The organism is Sphingobium sp. SG1, from assembly GCF_057063145.1.
Genome location: NZ_JBVVOJ010000006.1, coordinates 26,054 through 47,357 on the forward strand (window position 1 = coordinate 26,054; position 21,304 = coordinate 47,357).

Genomic DNA, 21,304 nt, shown 5'->3' on the forward strand with positions numbered 1-21,304 from the left:
GCTCGCCGTCAACCTTCCGCTCGGTTCGTGGCACTATCGCAACCATTTCACCGGGCCCCGCGTTCATCCCCCCGTTCAATAGAGGAGAGTGCCATGCGTTTCATCGGCGGATTGCTGCTGATCGCGCTTATCGTCATCGGCGCCGGGATAGCAACCGGATTCATCGACCTGCAGAAGACTCAGGAAGGTCGTCTGCCCGAAGTCTCCGTAAAACAGGGCGCCCTGCCCAAATATGAGGCGAGCGTCGCCAAGGTCGAAGTGGGCAGCCGCAACGAAACGGTCGAGGTTCCGACCGTTGACGTGAAGAAGCCCTGAGTCGATTCGCGGCATTTTGATGCGCCGCCCGGCGCATGGACGGCACCAGCCCGCACCCCCACCCGGCCGCCCAACAGCCTATCCTGGAATGGGAGGCCGGGTGGGGGTTCAGCCGAGTCCCGTGCCTTCCGCTGAAGGCTGGTGCAGCTCTCCCTCTCCGACTAAGGCGGGGTCATGACCTCGCCCTTTCCCTTGCCCGAACCGATGCGCCGCGCCTTTGCGCTGGCGCGGCAAGCCGAAGCGGCGGGCGAGGTGCCGATCGGCGCCGTGGTCACGCGCGATGGCGTCATCATCGGCGAGGGCGAGAATCGCAACCGCCGCGACAATGACCCCACCGCCCATGCCGAAATGGTGGCGATTCGCGCCGCCGCCAACCGGATCCGCGATTTCCGACTGACCGGCTGCGACCTGTGGGTGACGCTGGAGCCCTGCCCGATGTGCGCGGGCGCGATTGCCCACGCGCGCGTCGCCCGGCTCTATTATGCGGTGTCCGACCCCAAGGGCGGCGCGGTCGAACAGGGACCGCGCCTCTTTGCCCAGCCGCAATGCCTGCACCGCCCCGAAATCTATGGCGGGCTGGCCGAGGCGGAAGGATCAGCGCTGCTGCGCGACTTTTTTGCCGCCCGGCGCTGAGTAATCAATTCTGTAGAGCATGTAGGGCAGCGTCATCGCCGTCTTGAGCGTCACCGGCTGCAACCAGGCGGGAATCGTGCCGCGCATCAGGTCCGCATAGAAGCCGCGCGGGCTGCGCGACTGATAGATGGTCCCTTCGGGGAAATTGGGACAGACCAGCAAATAGGTCGCATGATGCTTCGCCGCGATCGGGCGGAAGGCGTCGGCCGGCCCGTCATAGGCATGATGCATGTCGAGGATCGTCGCGCCATTGCGATGATAGGGACCGGCCACCGCGCTATGATGCGTCGTGGCGATGATGCGCGGCCCCAGGTCGACCATGGTGAAGATGGTCGCCGGCGGCAGCTGGTCCAGCACCTCCAGCGCCGGCAGGGTGCGACAGCGGCCATTGGCCTTCTTGATCGCATCGGTGCGGGCAATGGCGGACGGGCGCCATGGCTTGGGCTTGGTGCCGGTCGCCTGCTGCCACAGCGCGATCACCTGCGGATAGAGCGGATAGGCACAGGCGATGGCGCCCACCAGCAGCGTGCCGATCCCCGCCAGGATGCGCACCCGGCGCGATCCGGTGAAGATTGCCGTCACAAGCCGCCATCCGGCCCAGGCGGCGGGCGGGATCGCCAGCAACTGTGCCGCCGGCCCGGCGCGCAGCTGCCAGAAGAGCAAAGCGGTCGAGAAGAGCATCATCAGGCCGATCGTCGCGAACGCCCAGAGCCGGTCGCTATCGCGCCGCAGTTCCCACAGCGCCCAGAGCAGGCCGAGGAGGCCCACCGCCGGCAGCGCCATCAGCGGCACGACCAGGCTCTGCGCCTGCGCGGTGATCGGCTTGGCCTCGCGGATATTGGCGAGCCAGAGCTGCTGCAGCTCAGGCGAGATCTGATAGGGGGTCAGGCATTGCGGCCAATTGAGCAGGAAGAACAGGCCCACCGCGCCGCCGACGATGATGCCGGCGATCAGCCGCTGCCACCAGAGCCGCAGCGGCAGGCGGCCGAGCAGCACCATGCCCGCACCGGCCGCGCCGAACACCGCGACCCAGATCGGCGAGATCGCGTCGCACACCATGTGGCGGTTGTCGTAGCTGGCGAAGAGGACGTAGCAGAGCGAGGTCGCCCCCGCGAGGCTGAGGCCATAGGGCAGCATCCGCCGCCCGGCCCCATCGCGGAACACCCAGCGCAGCGCCACCAGCGCGCCGCCGGCGGCGAGATAGACGATCATCTCCATGCCGATCGCCACCGACAGGGCGCTCGACACGCCGGCCACCACGCCGCCGCGCAACCAGTTGCGATCGATAAGCCCCGCCATCATCGTCAGCGCCAGTGCCAGCTGCCAGCCATGATGGTCGATCCGCATCGGCGCGAACATGCCCAGGCCCATCTGCGCGGCGAGCGGCGCCAGCACCGCGAACAGCCAGGCCCAGCGCGCACCGACCGCGTCGCCCGCCAGCCGGCGTGCGATCGACCCCAGGCTCAGCATCAGCAGGAACAGCGGCAGCAACGGCGCGATCGCGCAGGCAAGTCGGTCGGCCAGATCCTGTTCGACAAAGGCGCGGAAGAACAGCATCAGCCCGGCGAGCGGGATGTCGACCAGCCGCGACCAGTGGATATTGGCACCGCCCGGCGGATCGAGCCGATATTGGCGCAGATCATACCAGCCTTGCCCGGCAAGCCAGTCCTTGACCTGGACGAAGCGGATATTGTCGTCGGTGTCGCTGAGCGTCAGCCAGTGGATGGCGGGCCAGCGGTCGACCAGCATGCCGACCAGGATCGCGATCCAGATCAGGAAGGTCAGCCACTTCCAGTGGCGATCGGCATAGGCGGTGAGGATCGCGAACCAATGGGACGCGCGGGCGCGGAAAGCAGGCCAGCTTTGCAAATTCATGGCCGGTGGATTAGACGCTCCACACCAAAGCGCAACGGGGCTCCATGAAAATCATCGACCGACTGTCGCCGGCCCATCAGGCCCTGTTCTGGCAGATATTGCGCTATGGCATCAGCGGCCTGTTCATCACCGCCTGCCAGGCGGCGATCTACTGGACGCTGGCGGCGCCGGTCGGCCTCCATCCACAGGTCGCCAACGGCATCGGCTATCTGTGCGCGGTGGCGATCGGCTATGTGCTGCACAATGCCTTCACCTTCCGCGGCCATGGCAGCCAGTCGGGCCATGCCGCGCGCGGTGTCCGCTTCGTTGCCGTCTCGCTGGTCAGCTATGCGCTCAACGCCCTGTGGGTCTATCTGTGCGTCACCCATATGCGCTGGCCCGAATGGTCGCCGATCCCGGCGATGATCTTCCTCACCCCCGCCGTGGTCTTCGGCCTCAACCGGCAATGGGTGTTCCGCTAAGGGATCGGGCGCCAGCAAGTTCCCCCTCCCGCAGGCGGGAGGGGTTGATGGGAGGCAAGTGACTCCCATCAAGGGGGTGGGCCAGCGCAACGGCGCGAGAGCCCCTCAGATCGCCAGCGCTCGGTTCGGCATGGCGCGCAAACGGCCGACGTCGCGCTGGGGTGGCGCGCCGAACAGGCGGCGATATTCACGGCTGAACTGGGACGGGCTGTCATAGCCGACCTGATAGCCGGCCTCGGCCGCGTCGATCCGCTGCGCCAGCATCACCTGCCGCGCCTGCTGGAGCCGCAGTTGCTTCTGATATTGCAGCGGCGTCATCGCCGTCGCGCGGCGAAAATGATCGTGGAAGCTCGACAGGCTCATGCCGGCAAGATCGGCCAGCACCGGGCCGCTGAACGGTTCGCGATAATGCGCCTTGAGCCAGCGGATCGCGCGCGCAATCTGGCCGGTGCGGCTGTCGCCGCTGGCAATTGCCCGCAGCAACCCGCCGCTCGGCCCCATCATCAACCGCAGCAGCAATTCCCGCTCGACCAATGGCGCCAGCAGGGCGGCGCTATCCGGCTGGCCGAGCAGGCCGGTGAGCCGGCTCGCCGCGTCCAGCAGTTCGGGCGTGATCGGATGGAGCGAGAGCGCCCACCCCTCCTCCACCGCCGCGGCAGCCGGCAAGGTCAGCGCGATGTCGGACAGCATCGCCGGGTCGAGATAGAGGCAGAAGCAGAGATAGGGGCTGTCCGCATCCGCCTGCGTCACCGTGCCGGTAATCGGCAGGTCGAGCGAGGCGACCAGATAGCTGGCCGGCCCATAGGCTATGACCGCGTCGCCCATCATCACCTGCTTGGCGCCCTGCGCGATGATGCACAGCGCCGGGCGCTGGAGCATATGCACCGGTTCGCCCGGCTGCGACCAGCGCACCAGCGTCAGGCGCGGGATCAGCGTGTCGACTATGCCGTCCGCGTCCATATGGCGGGCGATCTGCTCGCCCAGATGCTCATGGCTCATGCGCCCCCTTCCAGGAATTTCAGGCAATCTGAATAGCCCATAAGCCCGCCAATGGCCACGTCCGATCATTCATTCGGAATATCGTGCAATCATGGCGCAGGACCATTCTACCGCTCCACGGCCGATCGGGCGCATTCCTGCTCCATCGGATCGGATGTCGATCCGCCCCAAGGATGGAGCTTCAATCATGGCTATCGAGAACAAGGTCATCGCGATCACCGGCGCCAGCAGCGGTATTGGCGAGGGCACGGCGCGGCTGCTGGCGGCGCGCGGGGCGAAGCTGATGCTGGGTGCCCGCCGCACCGACCGGCTGGCAGCGCTTGCCGACGAACTCAATGCTGCCGGCGGCCAGGTCGCTTTCCGCGCGCTCGACGTCACCGACCGCGCCGATGTCGAAGCGTTCATTGCCGCAACCGAAGCCGAATTTGGCCGCATCGACGTGCTGGTCAGCAATGCCGGGCTGATGCCGCTGTCGCGCTTCGACAGTTTGAAGGTCGAGGAATGGGACCGGATGATCGACGTCAACATCCGCGGCGTGCTGCACGGCATCGCCGCCGCCCTGCCCCGCTTCAAGGCCCAGGGCAGCGGCCATTTCGTCAATATCTCGTCGATCGGCGGCTATCGCGTCTGGCCGACCTGCGGCGTCTATTCGGCGACCAAATATGCGGTCCGCGCCATTTCCGACGGGCTGCGGATGGAGCATGACGATATCCGCGTCACCATCGTGTCGCCCGGCGTGGTCGAATCCGAACTGGCCAGCACCATCACCGAAGCGGGCGCCGCCGCCGCGATGGAGGATTTCCGCGCCATCGCCCTGACGCCCGACGCGATCGCCCGCGCCATCGCCTATGCGGTGGAACAGCCCGACGACGTCGATGTGAACGAATTGATCGTCCGTCCGGTGCGGACGATGGACTGAGGAAGAGACCATTTGAGAAATGGCTGTACCAGCCCGCTCCCCCGCCTAACCACCCGATCCAGTGTCATCCTGTCGGGTGGTTGGGCGGAGGAGCGGGCTGGTACCGTACCGAAAAATCGCTCTTTCGCGATTTTTCCAAACAGACTCCGGGATCGGTTCAGGCCATCCCCCACCAAACGGCCGGCCGCCCCTGCACGGGCGGCCGGCGCCGTTTCGTCAGTGGACGAAACGCGCGACGACGTCGCGGTAGGAACGGCTGACCTTCACCTGGGCGCCGGATTCCAGCACCAGGAAGCATTCGCCGTTGGTATGGGGCTTCACCTGACGCACCTGGCTCAGGTTGACGATGGTCGAACGATGGACGCGCTGGAAATTGCGCGGGTCGAGCCGCTTTTCCAGATCCTTCATCGTCTCGCGCAGGATCAGCGAGTTGTCGGCGGTATAGATGCACATATAGTCGCCCGCCGCGTCGATCCGCTCGATCGAATCCACGTCGACGCGGAAAATCTGCCCGCGATCCTTGATGTTGATCAGTTTCTCGAAGCGGTTCGACGCCGGCGCATCCTCGTCGCCATTGGCAAAATCGTGCATCGCGTCGGGCGCCACTTCGGCCAGCACCTCACGCAGCTTTTCCGCTTCCTGAACCTGCTTCTTCTCGGACAGGCGCAGGCGCACCCGGTCGAGCGCATCGGCCAGGCGGCCTTCGTCCACCGGCTTCATCAGATAATCGACCGCCTGTGCCTCGAACGCGCGGATCGCATGGTCGCTATAGGCGGTGACGAAGATGAACAACGGTGGTTCGACCTCCATCATCCCCTGGACGACGGAGAAGCCGTCGAAGCCGGGCATCTGGATATCGAGGAACACAAGGTCGGGTTTATGCGTCTTGATGGCACGGATGGCTTCGCGGCCATTGGTGCAGGTCTCGATGATTTCGACATCCTCATGCGCTTGCAGACGGAGCTTAAGGCCTTGGATAGCCAGGCTTTCGTCGTCGACGAGGATTGTTCTGATGGTCATGCGGCCACTTTCGATGTTTCATCCATGTTAAGCGGAATTTCGATGATGACCGAAAATCCGCTTTGCGTGGAACGCGTTTCGAACCGCTGTCGTTCCCCGAAGGCCTGAATTAACCGGTCCCGGATGTTCGGCAGGCCGACGCCCGTCCCCTCGCTGACCGGAATGTGTGGCTTCATTGCGCCATCGTTCAATCCCGGCCCGCTGTCCGACACGACGATCCGGACATTTTCACCGGCGGGTTGCGCCGAGACCGAGATTTCCGCCCCTTCTTCCTTGGGCGTGACCGCATATTTGATCGCATTTTCCACCAGCGGCTGCAGCAGCAGCGACGGCAGGCGTGCATGGGCGACCGAGGGATGGACGTCGAAGGACGGGCGCAGCCGGTCCTCGAAGCGCATCTTCTCGATCTCCAGATAGAGTTTCAGCGTCTCAATCTCCTGCTCGATCGTCACCTGCGCGGTCGGCTCGTTGATCAGTGTGTAGCGCAGGAAGGAGGACAGCCGCGACAGCATCGCATTGGCGCGCGTCGTTTCCTTGAGCAGCACCAGGGTCGAGATGGAATTGAGCGTGTTGAACAGGAAATGCGGATTGAGCTGATAGCGCAGCATGGCGAGCTGCGCGCTCGACGCCTGATTCTCCAGATGCAGCAGCTGGTCCGCCTGTTCCTCCACCGTCAGGTAGAAGTTGATCGCATAATAGAGCGCCGACCAGGCACCCAGCAGCGTCATCGACAGATAGAAGGCGCCTAGGAACAGCTGCAACCCGGCGGTTTCGCTGCCCTTGTTCTGGGTCGAAAAGACCCAGGCATCGATGAAGGCGACCATCGCGGCAGCGGCGACCACGGTGACGATCGACGCGCCCCAGGTGAGGATCGGCCGCTGTTTCTGCAGGAAGCGGAAGGCGACAGCGATCAGCAAGGTCGCCGAATAGCCGGTGACGGTGGAGATCAGCACCGGGATCAGGCTGGAGAGCGGCTGACCATTGGCGATGGTGGACGACCCGCGCAGCAGGAAGGCCCCGGCCCAGCCAAGCGACTGGAGGTTCCAGAAAGCGCGATTCTTGTCCGCGAAAAAGGGTTTGGGCTGCAGGGGATGGACTGACATTGCCGACAGCCTAGGCGATTTCAGCGCCATGGTGAAGCCGCCCCGTCGTCCGGTATCAGGCCGCCGCAGCCGGCTCTTGCGCCATCGGGGTCACTTCGTCGCGGCACAGCCAGACCAGGTCGCTCAGGTCCAGCGTGCGGCCGTCATGCGCCTGGATCGCGATCGCGCGGATCGGCATGCCATCGCGCTTGTCCGCCAGCACCTGGCAGAAGGGCGGCGCGCTGCCCCATTTCTCGCCCCACTGGCGCAGCGCAATCATCGCGGGGGCCAGTTCCTGCCCCTTTTCCGTCAGCCGATATTCGACCTTGCGCCGGTCGCATTGCATCGGCTGGCGCAGCATGATGCCATTTTCGACGAGCCGCGCGAGGCGGTTGGCCAGGATGTTGCGGGCGATGCCCAGCGTCGACTGGAACTCCTCGAAATGGCGAATGCCCGACAGGGCACCGCGCAGGATCAGGAAGGACCAGCGCTCACCCATCGCCTCCAGCGCGGCGGGAAGGGCGCATTGTTCCAGGTCCTGGGCAAGATTATGTTTCATGATGTCGATCTAATAGCGCAAAGCGGCAACCGTTGCAAAAGTTGCACAAAGGCAACCCAAATCACACAGATCGGGATTTTTTTGTTGCGCTGCAAGGCGCTTCCCACACAATCGGGAAACGATGCTACGTCAATATGAACTTGTCGAACGGGTAAAGCGCTACGATCCGGATGCGGATGAAGCGATGATCAACCGCGCTTATGTCTTCTCCGTCCAGAAGCATGGCTCACAAAAGCGTGCCAGCGGTGACCCCTATTTCAGCCATCCGATCGAGGTCGCGGGTATCCTGACCGACTTCTATCTGGACGACCAGACGATCGTGACGGCGCTGCTGCACGACACGATCGAGGATACGCTGGTCACCTATGACGAGATCGAGGAGGCCTTCGGCAAGGATGTCGCCCGCATGGTCGACGGCGTGACCAAGCTCTCCAAGATCGAGGCCATGTCCGAAAATGAGCGGGCGGCCGAAAATCTGCGCAAGTTCCTGCTCGCCATGTCGGACGATATCCGCGTGCTGCTGGTGAAGCTGGCCGACCGGCTGCACAATATGCGCACGCTGCACTTCATCAAGAATGAGCAGAAGCGCCGTCGCATCGCCAAGGAGACGATGGACATCTATGCCCCGCTGGCGGAGCGGATCGGCATGTATGACTTCATGCGCGAGATGCAGCTTCTCTCGTTCCGCGTGCTGGAACCCGAAGCCTATGACAGCATCACCAAGCGGCTGGAGCAGCTGAAGGAAGGCGGCCATGACAAGGTCGACCGGATCGGCGCGGAACTGCAATTGCTGCTGGGCAGCCATAATCTGTCCGTCACCGTGTCGGGCCGCGAGAAGCATCCCTATTCCATCTGGAAGAAGATGCAGGAACGGCACATCAGCTTTGAACAGCTGACCGACGTCATGGCTTTCCGCGTCATCACGGAAACGACCGAGGATTGCTATCGCGCGCTCGGCGTCATCCACCAGACCTTCAAGATGGTGCCGGGCCGGTTCAAGGACTATATCTCCACCCCCAAGCGCAACGGCTATCGCTCGCTGCACACCACGGTCATCCATCAGGAAAATGCCCGTATCGAGGTGCAGATCCGCAGCCGCGACATGCATAATGACGCCGAACTCGGCCTCGCGGCGCACTGGGCCTACAAGCAGAAGGGCGACGCCACCGACCAGAATGCGGCCTGGCTGCGCGACCTGGTCGAAATCCTGGAACAGAGCCAGGATGCCGACGAGCTGCTCGAACATACCCGCATGGCGATGTATCAGGATCGCATCTTCGCCTTCTCGCCCAAGGGGGAGCTGCACCAGTTGCCCAAGGGGTCGACCCCGGTCGACTTCGCCTATGCCGTCCACACCTCGCTCGGCAACCAGACCGTGGGGGCGAAGGTGAATGGCCGGGTGGTGCCGCTGCGCACCTCTCTTGAAAATGGCGACCAGGTCGAAATCCTGAAATCCGCCGGCCAGGAACCCCAGCCCGGCTGGCTCAGCTTCGCCATCACCGGCAAGGCGCGCGCCGCCATCCGCCGCTTCATCCGCCAGAAGCAGCGCGGCGAGGAAGTGGCGCTGGGCGAAAAACTCTATGAGGAAATCATCGGCCGCTTCTCGCCCGAACTGGCGAGCGAGCTGGGCGACAAGGCGCTCAACGCCGCGCTCAAGCGATTGAAGCTGGAGGATCGCGCCTCGCTGATGGTGGCGATCGCCACCCATCGCCTGCTCGATTCCGAAGTGATGGAGGCGCTGATCCCCGGCTCCACCAGCGGCGAGGAACTGGTGGAAGCCCATCCGCGCCAGCATGCCCCGGTCTCGATCCGCGGCCTGACGCCGGGCATCGCCTACAAGCTGAGCGAATGCTGCCACCCGGTGCCAGGCGACCGCATCGTCGGCATCCGCCGCACCGGCGAGCCGATCGAGGTCCACACCATCGACTGCCGCACGCTGGAGGCGGGCCAGGACGACGACTGGGTCGACCTCAGCTGGGACAGCAAGTCCAAGGGCGGCACCGCCCGGCTGCAGGTCATCGTCATGAACCAGCCCGGCGCCCTCGCCGCGGTCGCCAATGTGTTCGGCGCGACCAAGGCGAACATCCTCAACCTGCAACTGGTCAATCGCGAAGGCCCCTTCCACACCGACATCATCGACCTGGAAGTGGCCGACGCCCAGCATCTGAGCCGCATCGTCTCCGCACTCCGTGCCCTCGATACGGTGGTGCAGGCGGACCGGGTCTAGGACCATCCTCGCTTCGGCGGTGGCACCTATCGCCACCGCCGAAGCAGGCCATCGATCAGGCGGCCGCCTCGACCCGCATCCGCAGGCCCAGCGCCGGCAGCAGCTTCAACATGCTGCCCAGCGTCGGATTTCCCTCGGGGCCAAGCATCCGATAAAGTTGCTGGCGCTTCATGCCGGTCTCCTTTGCCAGTTCGGTCATGCCATGCGCCCGCGCCACAATCCCGATGGCCTGGGTGATGACATGCACGTCACCGGTGGCGAACGCATCGGCGAGCAGTTCCGCCTGATCCTCCGCTTGCGTCAGCGCCTCAGCCGCATCAAAGCGGGTCAATTCGATCGTCATACCAGCCTCCTTGGCCGGGTCGATGAGGGACAGCTCAATCGATCCGGGCCGCCATATCCTTTGCCCTGGCGATGTCCCGCGGCTGGCTCGACTTGTCGCCACCAACCAGCAGGACGATCAGCCGATCCCCGCGCCGCACGAAATAGAGGCGATAGCCCGGACCGAAATCGACACGCGCCTCCAGCACGCCATCGCCCACCGACTTCACATCGCCCAGCAATCCCAGTTCGAAGCGCGCAATACGCCCGGCAATCTTCGACCGCGCCCGGCGATCGCGAAGCGCGGCAAACCATTCTGCAAAGACCGGCGTTTGCAGCACTTCCATGCCGACAACACATATGTGACACACCAACGCTTATCAAGCCATCGTCGGCCGCACCCGCCGTCCTGCCAGCGTTTATCCGTTGCGCTCCATGCCCAAAATCTGTAAGGGCGCCCCAGCAGACCCGTGGCTCATGCCATTGGTCTTCCGTCCGAGACAGTTGGTGAAGGGAATTTGCCCTTCTTAATCTCCAGCCTAGACGGGGAAAAGTTCTTTACCGGACGGGCCATGCGCCCGATTCGGGTCTGCCTGATTTCCTTTTCGAGGATATGGGCCAGTCGACCTCTCCCCTTCGGACTTAACTGCCCCATGGCTTGCCATGGGTTTTAGCCGTTCGCGTGGCGCAAGCGACGCGAACATGAAGTGGAGAATGGCATGGATCGTAATCAGAAATCTGAGATCGTCTCCGCGCTGAACGCTCAGCTGGCAGAAGTTGGCGTGGTCGTCGTGACCCGCAACCTCGGCATGACCGTCGCTCAGTCGACCGTCCTGCGCCAGAAGATGCGCGACGCCGGTGCGTCCTACAAGGTTACGAAGAACCGCCTCGTCAAGATCGCCCTCGAAGGCACCGACTATACCGGCATCAGCGACCTGCTGACCGGCCCCGTCGGCCTCGCCTCCTCGGTCGATCCGGTTGCAGCCGCCAAGGTTGCAGTCGATTTCGCGAAGACCAACGACAAGCTTGAGATCGTTGGCGGCGCGATGGGCGAAGTGCTGCTCGATGCGGAGGGCGTCAAGGCCCTGGCATCGATGCCGTCGCTGGATGAACTGCGTGCGAAGCTGGTCGGCCTTCTGGTCGCCCCGGCTACCAAGCTCGCAACCGTCACCCAGGCACCGGCTGCGCAGCTTGCGCGCGTCTTCAACGCCTATGCGGAGAAGGAAGCGGCCTGAGCCGCCCCTCATCCTCATTAACTTTTGAACCTCATTTGTTCGGGGCGATCGCCCCTTAGAAGGAATTGAAAAATGGCAGACATCAACGCTCTGGTCGATCAGCTCTCGGCCCTCACCGTCCTCGAAGCCGCTGAGCTGTCGAAGGCTCTGGAAGAAAAGTGGGGCGTTTCGGCCGCCGCTGCTGTCGCTGTGGCCGCTCCGGCTGCTGGCGGCGCCGCTCCGGCTGCTGAAGAGCAGACCGAATTCGACGTGATCCTGACCGGCGACGGTGGCAAGAAGATCAACGTCATCAAGGAAGTCCGCGCCATCACCGGCCTGGGCCTGACCGAAGCCAAGGCTCTGGTCGAAGGCGCCCCGAAGGCTGTCAAGGAAGGCGCCAGCAAGGACGAAGCTGAAAAGCTGAAGAAGCAGCTGGAAGAAGCCGGCGCGACCGTCGAGCTGAAGTAAGCTGTTGCGGCCTTGCTTCGGCAAGGCCCGGCTTTCCGGTTTCCTTATGGAAAGAGCCTGATTCACGTCGTCGGCAGAAGCGCCAAGCGCCTCTACCGACAACGATCAGGCTCTGGGCCGGAGAAATTTGGGGTGGTGCCTTCGGGCGCCGCCCCTTTTTCTTTGTCCGATCAAGCGGATTGATTTCCGCGCCATATTTGCCTCTATTCCCGCCCACAGAATGGAATGGAGGATGCAGGCGATGCGGCGGACCACTATCATCGGGCTGGGCGCCCTGTTGCTCGGCACCAGCGCCCTTGGCACGGCGCCGCTTGCCGCCCGTTCCCCCACGCCCCAGCCACAGATGGTCCAGACCGAGGCGGGTATCGTCCATGGCGCGCTCGACGCCGGGGTGGAAAGCTGGAAGGGCATTCCCTTTGCCGCGCCGCCGGTCGGCGACCTGCGCTGGCGCATGCCCCAGCCGGTGGCCCGCTGGCAGGGGGTGCGCGAAGCCACCGCCTATCGCAACGACTGCATGCAGCTTCCCTTCCCCAGCGACGCCGCGCCGCTCGGCACCCCGCCGGCCGAGGACTGCCTCTACGCCAATGTCTGGAAGCCCGCCGGCGCCACCGCCAAGCTGCCGGTCCTGTTCTGGATCTATGGCGGCGGCTTCGTGAATGGCGGCTCCTCCCCGCCGACCTATTCGGGCGCGGCGCTCGCGAAGCAGGGGCTGATGGTGGTCAGCTTCAACTATCGGCTCGGCCGCTTCGGCACCTTCGCCCACCCCGCCCTTGCCGCCGCGAACGAGGACAAGGGCCTCGCCGGCAATTACGGCCTGATGGACCAGGTCGCGGCGCTGCAATGGGTGAAGCGCAACATCGCCCGCTTCGGCGGCGATCCCGCCAACATCACCATCATCGGCGAAAGCGCGGGCGGCATGTCGGTCCACGCGCTGCTGACCTCGCCTTTGTCACAGGGCCTGTTCCAGCGCGCGGTCATCATGTCGGGCGGCGATGGCCAGATGATGGGGCCAAAGGATGGCAGCGCCGCGACGATCGGCGAAGCCTTTGCCGCGACCAAGGGGATCAAGGGCAGCGATGCCGCCGCGCTCAAGGCGCTGCGCGCCCTCCCCGCCGACCAGGTGATCGACGGCCTCAACCTGGAAGGCATGTTCAAGGGCCAGCTCGGCCCCTACAGCCCGCCCTTCCCCGACGGCAGGATCGCGGTCAATCCCGCCGCAGCCTATGCGGCCGGCAATTTCGCCCATGTGCCGGTGATGGTCGGCGCGACCGGCGCCGATATTGGCGGGCCGACCGGCTTCATGGTCGGCGGCGCCCGCACCGTCGCCGCCACGCTCGCGGCGGCCAAGCTGCCGGTCTATGCCTATCGCTTCGACTATGTTGCCACTTCGGTGGGCAAGCCCGGCGCGGGCCATGCCACCGACATCCCCTATTTCTTTGACACCCAGGCGATCAAATATGGCGCCGCGACCACGCCACGCGACAATGATATGGGCCGCACCATCAGCGCCTATATCGTCAATTTCGCGCGCAGCGGCGATCCGAACGGCACCGGCCTTGCCGCCTGGCCGCGCTATGACGCGAGCGAGGACCGGATCATGCTCTTCAACCCCGACGGCAAGGCCGCAGCGCAGAAGGATCCGCTACCGCCGGTCACGCCCTAACAGGGGCATGGCCGGTCAGTAGTTCCACTGCACCTGGGTGCGGATCAGATTGCCTTCCGCCCGGCCGGTGCGCCGTTCATCGGCTTCGGCGCGCTTCATCCGGCTATAGGCGAAGGTGAATTCCAGCGCCTTCCACGGCTGCCATTCCACACCCAGTTCGAACTCGTCGGTTTCCAGCCGCGGCGCGTTAGTGCCGGCCTTCCACCCGCCGCGATAATGCTGCCAGCGGCCATAGGGCATCAGCGCGCCGATCGTCTCGGTCGGCAGGCGATACATCATCTGGACATAGCCACCGCTCAGATTCTTGGTCTCGATCGACTGGCTGGCGACGTCATATTCCGGCCCCTTGCCCCAATTCCATTCGGCCTGGATGCCGAAGGGCTGGGGATAGAGAATGGCGTGCAGGCCGACGCGATCATCGTCATAGGCAATCGTGCTGACGCCGCCGCTGCGCAGTTCGGGCTGCACATCGTTCATCATCGCCGATCCGCCGATTTCCAGCACCTGGCCTTCAAAGGCACCGCCCAGCCCGTCCAGCTCGAACGGCCAGGTCGCGAACGCCACCTTCATCAGCCCGCGATTCTGCTCGGTCCGGTTGGTGCCCTGGCCGTTGAAGACGCCCAGGCCGAACGCGCCATAATTGCCGAACAGCTTCTGTCCGTCATGCCCCAGCCGGTCCCAGATCTGCTGCACCGATGTCGGCGTATAATAGCCGACAATGCCCAGATCGCGCTCGCTCGGCACCGCGCTGTTGATCGCGTCGCTGCGATCCAGCGTCAGCCGGTTGGACGAGGACTGCATATTCTCCCAGCCGAACGGCACCTTCGACTGGCCGAAGCGCACACGCCAATTCTTCTGCTTGTCGAGGAAGACATCGGCATAGGCATCGCGCAGCTGGACGAAGCCCTCGCGCCGCTCGCTGCCCGCCTGGTTGTTCACCGCCGACGCGAAATCGGATTGGAGATAGAGCGACACCCGATCGGACACATCACCCTGCAGCACCAGCCGCGCCCGACGCAGCGAGAAGCCGCCACGGTCGGAGATCGAACTGTCATGGGGCGAACGGAGCCGGGACTGGCCGGACGGCGCCGTATCGTCACCCGACAGGAAGCCATTGTAGCGCATCTGGGTATAGCCGCGCAGCGACAGCTTCTCATACCAGGCCTTGGACTTGGGCGCGTCCGCAGACACCGGGACGGCCGCCGGTGCGGCCGGTGCAGCGGCAAGGGCGACGGGCGCAGCAGGCGCTGAAGCGGCCTCCACCGCGGGCGCTGGCGCGGCCGCCACCGGCGGCGCGCTCTTGTTGGCCGCCAGTGCGGCGGTCAGCGCCTGCACCTGCGCCTTGAGTTCGTCGATCTGGCGCTGCAAGGCCGCATTATCCTGCGCCTGTGCCGGCGTGGAGATCATCAGCGTCGCCAGCGCGGTGCCGGCGGCCAGTCGCAATCGGAGCGTCATTCCTGTCCATTCCCCTGTTTCGGGGACGCCAGTATGAATCTTATGTTACATCGCAGCGTCTTTCAGATGTCGGTTTTGTTACATTGGCAAAAGCGCCGATCGCGGTTGGCGGCGGCGCCCCATCGGGCTGGAGCAGATTTCGATCCGGCTGTGCCGGATCGGCTGCTCCATATTTTTGATTTCCCGCCTTTTCCGAGTCATCAGGTGATTCCACCTGATTGGAAAACGCTTTAAGCCCGTTCCTGCATGTTCGCCGTCCCGCCCCGCCTGCGTCGCCTGTCGCGCCGCGCCGCCCTGATCGCCGGGGCCAGCCTCGGCCTCGCGCTCGGCAGCTGCTCCGACGAAGGCAGCGGCCCGGTGGTGGTCAGCGTCATCGGCAGCCGCACCGAACTTGCCAAGCCCTTGCAGAACCTGCCCAATCCGGCGGCGAAGCTGATCCTGGAGGCCACCGCCCAGGGGCTGGTCGCCTTCGATGCAGGCGGCGACATCTTGCCGGCCCTCGCCCAGCGCTGGGTGGTGGAGGATGATGGGCGCAGCTATATCTTCCGCCTGCGCCGCGCCTTCTGGGCCAATGGCGCCCGCGTCACCGCGCCCGATGTCGCCCGCATGCTGATGGCGCGGATCGAGATGCTGCGCCAGCTCGACCCCGACGGACCGCTCGACGCGGTAGAGGCGGTCGTGCCGATGACCGGCGAGGTGATCGAGATTCGCATGGCCGCACCCCGACCCTATGTGCTGCAGATGCTGGCCCAGCCGCAAATGGCGGTGCTGTCGCGCGACGGCGGCACCGGCCCCTATCGCAGCGTCTGGCGCAGCGGCGCGGCGATGCTCGCCCCGGTCGATCGCCTCAGCGGCGACGATGCCGACAGCGATGAGGAAGAAGCCGGCGTCCCCGCCTGGCAAACCCGCGTGCTGCGCGCCGAGCGTGCATCCCTCGCCATCATCCGCTTCCGCGAGAAACAGTCGGCGCTGGTGCTGGGCGGCCGCTATGCAGACCTGCCCCTGCTGGTGCCCGCCGGCATCGATCGCGACGCGGTGCGGATGGACCCGGTGCAGGGGCTGCTGGGCCTTGCCGTCACCGGCAAGGGCGATCTGCTCGACGATGACGGCGTGCGCGTCGCGATCAACATGGCGGTCGATCGCAACCAGCTGCTCCAGATGTTCCCGCTGGGCGGCTGGGCGATCAGCGAGCAGTTGCTGCCCGGCCAGCTCGACCTGCCGGTGGCGCCACCCACGCCCGCCTGGGTCGGACAGGCGATGGATGATCGCCGCGCACAGGGCCGCGCCATCATCGACCGCTGGCGCAATACCCATGGCGATCCGCCGCCGCTGCGCATCGCCCTGCCCGCCGGCCCCGGCTCGACCCTGTTGTTCGGCCTGTTGGCCCGCGATCTGGGCGCCATCGGCCTTGCCGCAGAGCGGGTCGACCTGGCCGACAAGGCGGACCTGTCCCTGATCGACGAGGTCGCCGCCTATGACAGCGCGCTCTGGTATCTCGGCCGCATCGGCTGTGCCCGCAAGATTCACTGCAGCCCGGAGGGCGAAGCCGCGCTGCAGGCCGCCAGCCTCGCCAGCACGGCGGAGGAACGCGCCGCCCGCGTCGCCCAGGCGGTGGGCCTCATTCAGGGCCATGATGGCTATATTCCGCTCGGCGCACCGATCCGCTGGTCGCTGGTGTCGAAACGGCTCAGCGGCTTTCTGCCCTCGCCGCGTGGCCGCCACCCATTGAACCATCTCTTCCGCAGCACCAATTAAGGATCTGCGCCCTTTTTGCCGCGCCGGACGTTATCCGGCAGCACGGGGCTTTGGAGAGTGATGGAATGCCCGTTTCGGCCAAGCAGTTCGATGACCTTGTTCGTGACATGCCCGGTTTCGGCCGCGACCCCGCCTCGATCCGTCGCCGGATCGAGATGATGGAGGCCGTGCTGGAGGGGCTGTTCGTCATCCCCGGCACCAAGCGCCGGGTCGGCATGGACAGCCTGATCGGCCTCGTCCCCGTCGTCGGCGACATTGCGACCGCCGCCATGGGCGCCTGGATCGTGTGGGAAGCCCGCAATCTCGGCCTGTCGAAATGGCAGCTCACCCGCATGGCCGCCAATGTCGGCGTCGACACGCTGGTCGGCGCCATCCCCTTTGCCGGCGATATCTTCGACTTTCTCTACAAGTCGAACACGAAGAATCTGCGCATCATCCGCAAGCATCTCGATCGCCACCATCCCTCGACGGTGACGATCGACGGCTGACATGCACCATCGTTGATCCTCCCCTGCCAGGGGAGGGGGACCAGCAAAGCCGGTGGAGGGGTGTCCCGCTCTCGATGGAGCGCTGCCCCTCCGCCTGACCCGCGATCATTGCCCTTCCCACGCGAGAAAGGGCGCCTGGGTCTCAGCGACGCGGCTCGATCCGCAGCTGCGCCCGGTCGCGCACGCCGCCTTGCTGCGGCGGACAGGCCATGTAGCGATATTTGCGGTCCATGCAGATCCACACTTCGTTCAGCGCGCCGTCGCGGTTGACGTTCAGGCGGATGCCATCGGCGACCATGCCCTTGTTCTCCGCCGCGAACGCCTTGGCGAAATCCTGCGCCGACAGGGTCGGCCGCGCGGCCAGCGCCGCCATGTCGGGATAGCGCAGCGCCTGATAGAGCTTGCGCGACAGGGCGAAGAATTTGGTCGGCGTGGTCGGCATGCAGGTGCCATGCTTGACCCACTCATGCTGGATCAACTGCACCGAAGGCGTCGAACAGAGATGTTCGCGGATCACCTTGCGCGGCAACGGCGCGGCCGGTTTGCAATATTGCGGCCATTCCTTGCCATAGCCGTCGGGCCACAGGCCATGCAGGGTGAAACCGAAATCATTGCCCGACCCGCACTGGAAGGCATCGCGGGCGCCGCCCCGCGACGTCTTGCAATATTGCGGGCTCCAACTGACGGCCAGCGTGTAATAGCCGATCGGCAGCACGCGCTTGGGCTCGTCGGCGCTCGGCCCCTCCACCTGCGGGCGGGCGATGATCTCGGGCAGGCGGCACTGATTGGCCTGGGCGTGGGCGATGCCGGGCAGCAGCAGGGCGATCAGGGGCAGCAGATATTTACGCATGGGAAAAATCCAGTCCGATGTCGGCGGCAGGGGCAGATTGGGTGAGGCGGCCGACGCTGATATAGGTGACGCCGGTCTCCGCCTTGGCGCGGATCGTCTCCAGCGTGACGCCGCCCGATGCTTCGGTCGGCACCCGCCCGCCGACCAGGGTGACGGCGCCGCGCAACGTGGCTGCATCCATATTGTCGAGCAGCAAATGGGTCGCCCCGGCGGCCAGCGCCGGTTCGATCTGGTCGACCCGATCGACCTCGACGATGATCTGGGCGATGCCGGCGGCAACCGCACGGCGCGCCGCTTCCTCGACCGACCCGGCGACCGCGACATGATTGTCCTTGATCATCGCCGCATCCCACAGGCCCATGCGATGATTGGTCGCGCCGCCCATGCGGGTGGCATATTTCTCCAGCCGGCGCAGGCCGGGGATCGTCTTGCGCGTATCGAGCAAGGTCGCGCCCGTGCCCAGGATCGCGTCGACATAGGCGCGCGTCATGGTGGCGATACCGGTCAGATGCTGCACCGTGTTGAGCGCCGAACGCTCGGCCGTCAGCAGCGCGCGGGCCTTGCCCCGGATGCGCATGATGTCGGTCCCCGCCGCCACCCGATCGCCATCCTGGTGCAGCAGCGCGATCTCGACATCGGGATCGAGCGCGCGGAAGAAGGCGACCGCGATCGGCAGGCCCGCCAGCGTCACCGCGTCGCGGCTGTCCATCACCCCGTCGAAGATCGCGTCGGCCGGGATCACCGCCTCGCTGGTGACGTCGCGGCCGTCCGGCCCCAGATCCTCGGCCAATGTTGCCGCGACAAAGGCGTCGAGGTCGAACCCCTCCAGCGTGAAAGCCGCGCTCACTTCTTCTTCTCCACCAGTTCGCGGGTCAGGAAGGCGTGCAGCAGTGCCGCGCGCACCGCATCCTCGGCATGGTCGGCGCCGACCGAATGGCCGCCCTCGCGATATTCATGATAATAGACCGTGCTGCCGGTCGCCTTCAGCTTCGCCGCCATCTTGCGCGCATGGCCCGGATGCACCCGGTCATCCTTGGTCGACAGGTAGAAGAAGGCGGGCGGATAGTGCACCCCGGTCTTCACATTCTGATAGGGCGACCATTTGGACATGAACGCCCAGTCGGAGGGCACATCGGGATCGCCATATTCCGCCACCCACGAGGCGCCAGCCGACAGATGCGAATAGCGCTTCATATCCTCCAGCGGCGATCCCGCGATCACCGCGCCATACAGGTCGGGCCGCTGGGTCATCGCCGCGCCGACCAGCACGCCGCCATTGGAGCGGCCGGAAATGCCGATATCGCCCTTGGTCGACACGCCGGTCTTGACCAGATCCTCGGCCACCGCCGCCAGATCGTCGAACGCATTCTGGCGCTTCTCGCGCAGCGCATCCTGATGCCAGGCCGGGCCATATTCGCCACCGCCCCGGATATTGGCGAGGACATAGGCATTGCCATCCTCGACCCAGAACAGCCCCAGCGGCCCGGCGCGATAGGGTTCGGTGGTGAGGTAGGTCGGCGTCTGCGCCGCGCGGAACCCGCCATAGGCATGGATGAACGCCGGCACCGGCCCCGTCACGCCCTTCTTGCGCGCCAGGAAATAGGGCACCTTGGTCCCGTCCTTCGACGTGGCGAAGCGCTGCTCCACGACGAACTGGCTGGCGTCGAAGCGCGCGGGCAGTTGCTGGATCGTGCGCGCCGGCCCCTGCGCTCCTGCCACCATCAGGCTCGGCGGGGTCAGCATCCCCTCGACCGAGGCGAAGACCCGGTCGCCCTTGTCGTCGGTGCCGACCAGATGGACCGTCGCCTTGTCGGCCAGCGGCACCGAACGGCTGGTCCAGCGGCCGGTGGCGGCGTCGCGGGTCATCGCCAGCAGCGCGCCCGAGACATTGTCGAGCTGCTTCACCCACAGGATATTGTCGGTGGTGCGCACTTCCTCGACCACGGTGGTCACGGTCGGCTTCAGCACGACCTGTGGCGCCCCCGCCTTGCCCGCCGCCACATCGGCGATCGGCCAGGACACCAGCGATCCGGTCGGAATGTCGCCCAGCGGCTTGTTCAGCAGCACGATCATCTGCCCGTCGATCAGGCCGCGGAAATCGGCCGTGTCGGGCACCGGCGTGCGGATCAGCTCGCCGTTCGCGCCCTCGACATAGAGGTCGTTGGTGTAGAAGGTCAGCGCCCGGTCGATGAAGACCCAGCGCTTGGCCCCATCCTGTTCGACGCGCGGCCGCACCGAAATATCGCTGTCGACGCCTTCCTTGACCAAGGTCGCGGCCGACAATGGCGTGCCCCGCTTCCAGCGCTTGACGATGCGCGGATAGCCCGACGCGGTCAGCGATCCCGCGCCATAGTCGGTGCCAACCAGCAGCGTGTCCTTGTCGGCCCAGGCGACGTCACTCTTGGCTTCGGGCAGGGTAAAGCCACCCTCGACGAACTTGCCGGTGGCGAGGTCATATTCGCGCACGACATCGGCATCGGTGCCGCCCGCGCTCAGCGAGATCAGGCAGCGGCTGTAATCGGGCGCCAGGCAATCGGCGCCATGCCAGACCCAGCTCTTGCCCTCGGCCTTGCCCAGCGCATCGACGTCGATGATCGTCGTCCAGTTGGGCTTGCCGGCGAGATAGGATGCCAGGTCGCTCGACCGCCACAGGCCGCGCGGATTCTTCGCGTCGCGCCACAAATTGGTGACGCGGCCGCCCATCACCTTGTCGGGCACCGCAATCTGGCTTTCATCGTCCAGGATCGCGCGCGCGCGCGCCCGGTCCGCCTCGAACCGCGGGCTGGCCCGCAACAGCTTTTCCGTCTCGCCATTCCACTGCTCGACCTGCGCGATCGCCTTGGCGCCCTCGATATCCTCCAGCCAGAGATAGGGATCGTCGCCCGTGGCGGGCGCGGCGGCGATCAGGGCAGGAGCGGAAGCGATGGCGATCGCCATCAGGGCGGAACGGAGCGTCAGCTTATGTCTCATGGCCCGATGCGATAGGCGATGATGCGGGGC

The 21,304-nt window shown here is 65.4% G+C and carries 21 protein-coding genes; 10 read left to right on the forward strand and 11 right to left on the reverse strand.

Annotated elements, in window-relative coordinates; all coding sequences use genetic code 11:
• The first annotated feature begins 93 nt into the window (after positions 1-93).
• Both AC0KVN_RS14505 and AC0KVN_RS14510 read left to right on the forward strand, forming a co-directional pair.
• Positions 94-315 carry a hypothetical protein gene (locus tag AC0KVN_RS14505; protein ID WP_004210483.1) on the forward strand — a complete coding sequence of 74 codons (222 nt, stop codon included), beginning with the start codon at positions 94-96 and terminating at the stop codon, positions 313-315.
• A 174-nt stretch (positions 316-489) separates the two neighbouring features.
• Complete coding sequence (locus AC0KVN_RS14510) at positions 490-948, forward strand: nucleoside deaminase (RefSeq protein WP_435567119.1); 459 nt, start codon at positions 490-492, stop codon at positions 946-948.
• On the opposite strand, the gene AC0KVN_RS14515 is transcribed toward AC0KVN_RS14510, so the two are convergent.
• Positions 910-2,823, reverse strand: coding sequence for a hypothetical protein (locus AC0KVN_RS14515; RefSeq protein ID WP_435567120.1), 1,914 nt, complete (start codon positions 2,821-2,823; stop codon positions 910-912). The genes AC0KVN_RS14510 and AC0KVN_RS14515 overlap by 39 nt on opposite strands.
• A gap of 44 nt (positions 2,824-2,867) precedes the next feature.
• Here AC0KVN_RS14515 and AC0KVN_RS14520 point away from each other — a divergent pair, with 44 nt between their 5' ends.
• Positions 2,868-3,284, forward strand: coding sequence for a GtrA family protein (locus AC0KVN_RS14520; protein ID WP_136186494.1), 417 nt, complete (start codon positions 2,868-2,870; stop codon positions 3,282-3,284).
• A gap of 105 nt (positions 3,285-3,389) precedes the next feature.
• Here the strand turns inward: AC0KVN_RS14520 and AC0KVN_RS14525 are convergent, their stop codons facing one another.
• A complete protein-coding gene (locus tag AC0KVN_RS14525; RefSeq protein WP_435567121.1) occupies positions 3,390-4,283 on the reverse strand; it encodes an AraC family transcriptional regulator in 894 nt (297 codons plus the stop codon).
• A gap of 187 nt (positions 4,284-4,470) precedes the next feature.
• Here AC0KVN_RS14525 and AC0KVN_RS14530 point away from each other — a divergent pair, with 187 nt between their 5' ends.
• Complete coding sequence (locus tag AC0KVN_RS14530; RefSeq protein ID WP_270092284.1) at positions 4,471-5,202, forward strand: SDR family oxidoreductase; 732 nt, start codon at positions 4,471-4,473, stop codon at positions 5,200-5,202.
• Positions 5,203-5,418: 216 nt separating this feature from the next.
• On the opposite strand, the gene AC0KVN_RS14535 is transcribed toward AC0KVN_RS14530, so the two are convergent.
• Genes AC0KVN_RS14535 through AC0KVN_RS14545 form a run of 3 tightly spaced genes read right to left on the reverse strand, consistent with a single transcriptional unit; the run spans position 5,419 to position 7,863 of the window.
• Entirely contained in the window at positions 5,419-6,222 is an 804-nt protein-coding gene (locus AC0KVN_RS14535) for a LytR/AlgR family response regulator transcription factor (RefSeq protein WP_004210477.1), read from the reverse strand.
• Positions 6,219-7,325: a sensor histidine kinase gene (locus tag AC0KVN_RS14540; RefSeq protein WP_004210476.1), complete on the reverse strand. Its 1,107-nt coding sequence runs from the start codon at positions 7,323-7,325 to the stop codon at positions 6,219-6,221. Before AC0KVN_RS14540 ends, AC0KVN_RS14535 begins: the two co-directional genes overlap by 4 nt.
• A gap of 55 nt (positions 7,326-7,380) precedes the next feature.
• The gene (locus AC0KVN_RS14545) at positions 7,381-7,863 is read right to left on the reverse strand and encodes a winged helix-turn-helix transcriptional regulator (RefSeq protein WP_004210475.1); all 483 of its coding nucleotides are present in this window, start codon (positions 7,861-7,863) and stop codon (positions 7,381-7,383) included.
• A 121-nt stretch (positions 7,864-7,984) separates the two neighbouring features.
• Between AC0KVN_RS14545 and AC0KVN_RS14550 the strand changes: the two genes are divergently transcribed.
• Positions 7,985-10,090 (forward strand): RelA/SpoT family protein, encoded by a 2,106-nt coding sequence (locus AC0KVN_RS14550; RefSeq protein ID WP_435567122.1) that lies wholly within the window; start codon positions 7,985-7,987, stop codon positions 10,088-10,090.
• Positions 10,091-10,145: 55 nt separating this feature from the next.
• Here the strand turns inward: AC0KVN_RS14550 and AC0KVN_RS14555 are convergent, their stop codons facing one another.
• A complete protein-coding gene (locus AC0KVN_RS14555) occupies positions 10,146-10,433 on the reverse strand; it encodes an addiction module antidote protein (protein ID WP_017500300.1) in 288 nt (95 codons plus the stop codon).
• A 34-nt stretch (positions 10,434-10,467) separates the two neighbouring features.
• Positions 10,468-10,758 (reverse strand): type II toxin-antitoxin system RelE/ParE family toxin, encoded by a 291-nt coding sequence (locus AC0KVN_RS14560; RefSeq protein ID WP_010336738.1) that lies wholly within the window; start codon positions 10,756-10,758, stop codon positions 10,468-10,470.
• Between the two features lie 372 nt (positions 10,759-11,130).
• Between AC0KVN_RS14560 and rplJ the strand changes: the two genes are divergently transcribed.
• The 3 genes from rplJ to AC0KVN_RS14575 all read left to right on the forward strand — a co-directional run bounded on the left by rplJ (position 11,131) and on the right by AC0KVN_RS14575 (position 13,756).
• Positions 11,131-11,646: a 50S ribosomal protein L10 gene (rplJ, locus tag AC0KVN_RS14565; RefSeq protein WP_004210472.1), complete on the forward strand. Its 516-nt coding sequence runs from the start codon at positions 11,131-11,133 to the stop codon at positions 11,644-11,646.
• 72 nt (positions 11,647-11,718) lie between these two features.
• Positions 11,719-12,093: a 50S ribosomal protein L7/L12 gene (gene rplL, locus AC0KVN_RS14570; protein WP_004210471.1), complete on the forward strand. Its 375-nt coding sequence runs from the start codon at positions 11,719-11,721 to the stop codon at positions 12,091-12,093.
• A 241-nt stretch (positions 12,094-12,334) separates the two neighbouring features.
• Positions 12,335-13,756, forward strand: coding sequence for a carboxylesterase/lipase family protein (locus tag AC0KVN_RS14575; RefSeq protein ID WP_435567123.1), 1,422 nt, complete (start codon positions 12,335-12,337; stop codon positions 13,754-13,756).
• A gap of 15 nt (positions 13,757-13,771) precedes the next feature.
• Here AC0KVN_RS14575 and AC0KVN_RS14580 read toward each other — a convergent pair whose 3' ends face one another.
• A complete protein-coding gene (locus AC0KVN_RS14580) occupies positions 13,772-15,211 on the reverse strand; it encodes a porin (RefSeq protein WP_435567124.1) in 1,440 nt (479 codons plus the stop codon).
• A 246-nt stretch (positions 15,212-15,457) separates the two neighbouring features.
• Here AC0KVN_RS14580 and AC0KVN_RS14585 point away from each other — a divergent pair, with 246 nt between their 5' ends.
• The gene (locus AC0KVN_RS14585; RefSeq protein ID WP_483656188.1) at positions 15,458-16,966 is read left to right on the forward strand and encodes an ABC transporter substrate-binding protein; all 1,509 of its coding nucleotides are present in this window, start codon (positions 15,458-15,460) and stop codon (positions 16,964-16,966) included.
• A gap of 65 nt (positions 16,967-17,031) precedes the next feature.
• A complete protein-coding gene (locus AC0KVN_RS14590) occupies positions 17,032-17,454 on the forward strand; it encodes a DUF4112 domain-containing protein (protein ID WP_010336734.1) in 423 nt (140 codons plus the stop codon).
• Between the two features lie 142 nt (positions 17,455-17,596).
• Here AC0KVN_RS14590 and AC0KVN_RS14595 read toward each other — a convergent pair whose 3' ends face one another.
• Genes AC0KVN_RS14595 through AC0KVN_RS14605 form a run of 3 tightly spaced genes read right to left on the reverse strand, consistent with a single transcriptional unit; the run spans position 17,597 to position 21,274 of the window.
• Positions 17,597-18,304, reverse strand: a complete 708-nt coding sequence (locus tag AC0KVN_RS14595; protein WP_435567126.1) for a ribonuclease T2 family protein — start codon at positions 18,302-18,304, stop codon at positions 17,597-17,599.
• Entirely contained in the window at positions 18,297-19,151 is an 855-nt protein-coding gene (gene nadC / locus AC0KVN_RS14600) for a carboxylating nicotinate-nucleotide diphosphorylase (RefSeq protein WP_435567127.1), read from the reverse strand. Before nadC ends, AC0KVN_RS14595 begins: the two co-directional genes overlap by 8 nt.
• Complete coding sequence (locus AC0KVN_RS14605) at positions 19,148-21,274, reverse strand: prolyl oligopeptidase family serine peptidase (protein WP_435567128.1); 2,127 nt, start codon at positions 21,272-21,274, stop codon at positions 19,148-19,150. Before AC0KVN_RS14605 ends, nadC begins: the two co-directional genes overlap by 4 nt.
• Positions 21,275-21,304 lie beyond the last annotated feature (30 nt).

Excerpts from the sequence above, each read along its gene's own strand:
- AC0KVN_RS14505 (WP_004210483.1), top strand. The coding sequence starts at position 94 with ATGCGTTTCATCGGCGGATTGCTGCTGATCGCGCTTATCGTCATCGGC.
- AC0KVN_RS14510 (WP_435567119.1), top strand. The coding sequence starts at position 490 with ATGACCTCGCCCTTTCCCTTGCCCGAACCGATGCGCCGCGCCTTTGCG.
- AC0KVN_RS14515 (WP_435567120.1), bottom strand. The coding sequence starts at position 2,823 with ATGAATTTGCAAAGCTGGCCTGCTTTCCGCGCCCGCGCGTCCCATTGG.
- AC0KVN_RS14520 (WP_136186494.1), top strand. The coding sequence starts at position 2,868 with ATGAAAATCATCGACCGACTGTCGCCGGCCCATCAGGCCCTGTTCTGG.
- AC0KVN_RS14525 (WP_435567121.1), bottom strand. The coding sequence starts at position 4,283 with ATGAGCCATGAGCATCTGGGCGAGCAGATCGCCCGCCATATGGACGCG.
- AC0KVN_RS14530 (WP_270092284.1), top strand. The coding sequence starts at position 4,471 with ATGGCTATCGAGAACAAGGTCATCGCGATCACCGGCGCCAGCAGCGGT.
- AC0KVN_RS14535 (WP_004210477.1), bottom strand. The coding sequence starts at position 6,222 with ATGACCATCAGAACAATCCTCGTCGACGACGAAAGCCTGGCTATCCAA.
- AC0KVN_RS14540 (WP_004210476.1), bottom strand. The coding sequence starts at position 7,325 with ATGTCAGTCCATCCCCTGCAGCCCAAACCCTTTTTCGCGGACAAGAAT.
- AC0KVN_RS14545 (WP_004210475.1), bottom strand. The coding sequence starts at position 7,863 with ATGAAACATAATCTTGCCCAGGACCTGGAACAATGCGCCCTTCCCGCC.
- AC0KVN_RS14550 (WP_435567122.1), top strand. The coding sequence starts at position 7,985 with ATGCTACGTCAATATGAACTTGTCGAACGGGTAAAGCGCTACGATCCG.
- AC0KVN_RS14555 (WP_017500300.1), bottom strand. The coding sequence starts at position 10,433 with ATGACGATCGAATTGACCCGCTTTGATGCGGCTGAGGCGCTGACGCAA.
- AC0KVN_RS14560 (WP_010336738.1), bottom strand. The coding sequence starts at position 10,758 with ATGGAAGTGCTGCAAACGCCGGTCTTTGCAGAATGGTTTGCCGCGCTT.
- rplJ (WP_004210472.1), top strand. The coding sequence starts at position 11,131 with ATGGATCGTAATCAGAAATCTGAGATCGTCTCCGCGCTGAACGCTCAG.
- rplL (WP_004210471.1), top strand. The coding sequence starts at position 11,719 with ATGGCAGACATCAACGCTCTGGTCGATCAGCTCTCGGCCCTCACCGTC.
- AC0KVN_RS14575 (WP_435567123.1), top strand. The coding sequence starts at position 12,335 with ATGCGGCGGACCACTATCATCGGGCTGGGCGCCCTGTTGCTCGGCACC.
- AC0KVN_RS14580 (WP_435567124.1), bottom strand. The coding sequence starts at position 15,211 with ATGACGCTCCGATTGCGACTGGCCGCCGGCACCGCGCTGGCGACGCTG.
- AC0KVN_RS14585 (WP_483656188.1), top strand. The coding sequence starts at position 15,458 with ATGTTCGCCGTCCCGCCCCGCCTGCGTCGCCTGTCGCGCCGCGCCGCC.
- AC0KVN_RS14590 (WP_010336734.1), top strand. The coding sequence starts at position 17,032 with ATGCCCGTTTCGGCCAAGCAGTTCGATGACCTTGTTCGTGACATGCCC.
- AC0KVN_RS14595 (WP_435567126.1), bottom strand. The coding sequence starts at position 18,304 with ATGCGTAAATATCTGCTGCCCCTGATCGCCCTGCTGCTGCCCGGCATC.
- AC0KVN_RS14605 (WP_435567128.1), bottom strand. The coding sequence starts at position 21,274 with ATGAGACATAAGCTGACGCTCCGTTCCGCCCTGATGGCGATCGCCATC.